The 2,123-nt window shown below is 58.7% G+C and carries 2 protein-coding genes and 1 pseudogene; 1 reads left to right on the top strand and 2 read right to left on the bottom strand.

Annotated elements, in window-relative coordinates:
* Nucleotides 1-405, bottom strand: a pseudogene (locus Q2M23_RS43450) (transposase); the annotation flags it as partial.
* Between the two features lie 70 nt (nt 406-475).
* Between Q2M23_RS43450 and Q2M23_RS43455 the strand changes: the two are divergent.
* Nucleotides 476-1,651 carry an IS110 family transposase gene (locus Q2M23_RS43455; protein WP_092090664.1) on the top strand — a complete coding sequence of 392 codons (1,176 nt, stop codon included), beginning with the start codon at nt 476-478 and terminating at the stop codon, nt 1,649-1,651.
* 30 nt (nt 1,652-1,681) lie between these two features.
* Here Q2M23_RS43455 and Q2M23_RS43460 read toward each other — a convergent pair whose 3' ends face one another.
* Nucleotides 1,682-1,855: a hypothetical protein gene (locus tag Q2M23_RS43460; RefSeq protein WP_176937313.1), complete on the bottom strand. Its 174-nt coding sequence runs from the start codon at nt 1,853-1,855 to the stop codon at nt 1,682-1,684.
* Nucleotides 1,856-2,123: the final 268 nt, after the last annotated feature.

Below are 2,123 nucleotides of genomic sequence, written 5' to 3' on the forward strand. Positions count from 1 at the left end.
AAGCCGTGTCCGCAGGAACTTGAGCTGCCGCCGGGCGCGTTTGAACTGGTGGGCGTGGGTATAGCGGCCGGTCATGATGGCGGCGCGCTTGGCCAGGCGCAGATAGCTCTGGCGTAGCGGCACACGGTTGCGCTTGGCGAGCCCGACCAGCTTGATGATTGCTCGATGCAGGAGCCGCGCGTCGGTCGGATGCGCAACCGCCTTGGGCTGCACCGTGGTATCGACCACCACGCGCTCCAGGTCCTTCGGGCCGAGGGCGCCTGTCTTGTGCGCCACCGACAGACTTTCCTGGATTAGCGCAACGAGCTGCTCCTCGCCGAGCCGCTGCCGCCAGCGCGTCATCGACGATCGATCGAACGGCAGACGGTGGCGGAAGCTCAGCTCGCCGCAGAAGTATTGGTAATAGATCCCATGGGTGGATAGCGGCGCGAACTCTGGCAGAGTTGCGTTGCGAACCGTAACCCTGGAGCCAGACATGCCAGTTGCCGCTGACCACACCGAAGTATCGGCCGCTATCCGAACCGATCTTGGCGCAATTTTTGTTTCGTTGGAACTGAGCCGCTCGACTTGGCTGGTAACTTCTCTCTCGCCGGGCGGAAAGGAAAAGATGTCGAAGCATTCGGTGCGGGGTGGCGACATGGCCGGCCTTCTGGAGCGGTTTGCACAACTGCGAGAGAAGGCCAAGGCGAAAATAGGCCGGGATTTCCCGATCGTCGCGATCCAGGAGGCTGGACTTGACGGATTCTGGATCCATCGAGCTTTGGAAGGCAACAGCATCGAGAGCCATGTCGTCGACCCCGCTTCGATTGCAACATCGCGTCGGCATCGGCGGGCGAAGACAGACAAGATCGATGGGGAGACCCTGGTCCGGACGCTTCTTGCTCACAAGCGAGGTGAGCCACGTGTCTGTTCCATGGTGAGGGCGCCCACCCCTGAGGAAGAAGATCGGCGCCGGGTTTGCCGAGAGCGCAAAATATTGGTGGCGGAGCGTACGGAACATTCCAATCGCATCAAAGGCCTTCTCTTTGCGCAAGGAATTGGCGACTACGATCCCCTCAGGCGCAATCGGCGTGAACACCTCGAGGAACTTCGCACGGGGGATGGCCGCCCATTGACCAAATTCCTCAAGGCGCAGATCTGTCGTGAGTTGGATCGCCTCGAGGTATTGCTCGACCAAATCAAGATCGTCGATGCGGAAAGAGACGCTTTGCTGGCAGTGGAGAAGAAAGGACTTCTTCCCTCTGATCCGTCGGCGGCGATGCTTCTTGGTATACGCGGTGTTGGTCCCGAGTTTGCTGCGGTCCTTTGGTCAGAAGGTCTGTTCCGGCACTTCGACAACAGGCGTCAGGTCGCAGCCTATGCAGGTCTGGCACCTTCTCCCTGGCAAAGCGGTTCGACCGACCGCGAGCAGGGCGTATCAAAAGCAGGGAATCCCCGATTGCGGACAGTGATGGTTCAGCTTTCCTGGCTATGGCTGCGACATCAGCCGAAATCGGCGCTGACGCTTTGGTTCGAGGAGCGCGTTAAACGTAGCGGCGGTCGAGGCCGAAAGTCAGCGATCGTCGCACTGGCGCGGAAGTTGCTCGTCGCACTCTGGAAATATGTGACCGTCGGTGTGGTCATCGAAGGAGCCATTCTCAAAGCGGCTTGAAAGATAGAATTCTCATCCACCGAGGCCTGATCAGCTTCGGTCGATCCAGGTGAATGGACCGAAGAACCCTTTGGCTTCAAAAGCCGAAAAATAGAATGGTTTCGTTCGCTTGAGCTCCACCGCGACGCAAGCGGGATATTGGTGCAGCCGTTCGACGGCGACCGGATGTGAGGTTGACTTGGTGCAGATGATGAACCAGGTCATGCAACGGGCTCAGAACTTGGATATCGAAAGATGAGGATGACCTATGATCGGGCCATAGATATCTGGATCCGCGATTGCCCCGGCTACGCAACCCGACCAGCTTCGCCCGGGCAATCGCTCACGGCGGTGCTTCGCTAAAATCCCATGGCGTTGTGAGGAAACAATCACCTTGACTACAATTTACCCATGTGAGGGGTTCTCGATCCAGCGAGCGCACAGCACCTCATCTGACAGGTTGTGCATGTGCTTCAAAATGAACAGGCCGGCG

It is taken from the genome of Bradyrhizobium sp. 33ap4 (genome assembly GCF_032654765.1).
Classification (GTDB): Bacteria; Pseudomonadota; Alphaproteobacteria; order Rhizobiales; family Xanthobacteraceae; genus Bradyrhizobium; species Bradyrhizobium australafricanum.